The sequence below is a fragment of the Arthrobacter sp. E3 genome (assembly GCF_017353415.1).
GTDB lineage: Bacteria > Actinomycetota > Actinomycetes > Actinomycetales > Micrococcaceae > Specibacter.
Genome location: NZ_JAFMPX010000100.1, coordinates 1 through 475, shown reverse-complemented (window position 1 = coordinate 475; position 475 = coordinate 1). Strand labels below are relative to the sequence as shown.

Annotated in this window: 1 protein-coding gene; it reads right to left on the bottom strand. The window is 65.7% G+C overall.

Features of this window, described 5'->3' with window-relative positions; genetic code table 11:
• Window positions 1-406, bottom strand: a 406-nt coding sequence (locus JMA46_RS16810; protein WP_207346492.1) for an IS5 family transposase, incomplete at its 3' end; no start/stop codon positions are given.
• Between the last annotated feature and the right edge of the window lie 69 nt (window positions 407-475).

Sequence of the window (475 nt, the reverse complement as noted above, 5' to 3'; positions counted from 1 at the left end):
TGCGACCGTTGGTCTTCTTGCCGGCGTCGTACCCACGCGACCCCCGGCCCACAGTGTCGGCGCCCTTGACCGACTGGGCATCGACGATACCGGCCGACGCCATCGGGTCCCGCCCTGCGGCATCCCGTACGGCGGCACGCAGGGCGTCGTGGATCCGGTCGGTGGTGCCGTCGGCGTTCCAGCGCTGAAAGTACCAGTACACGGTGTCCCAGGGCGGGAAATCGTGGGGCATCATCCGCCACGCGCACCCGGTGCGGTTGACATAGAGGATCGCGTCCACGATCCGCCGCCGCGAATGGATCGCCGGACGCCCGCCGGTCTTGACCGGGACCATCGACGCAATCAGCGACCACTCCTCATCCGTCAGGTCCGAGGGATAGGGACGCGGAGCCGAAACATCCTTCATGATTCAATGCTGGACCTGCAGCCTGGGATAGTCACCCGGAAAACACCACAGGCTTTCCCAACACGTTCT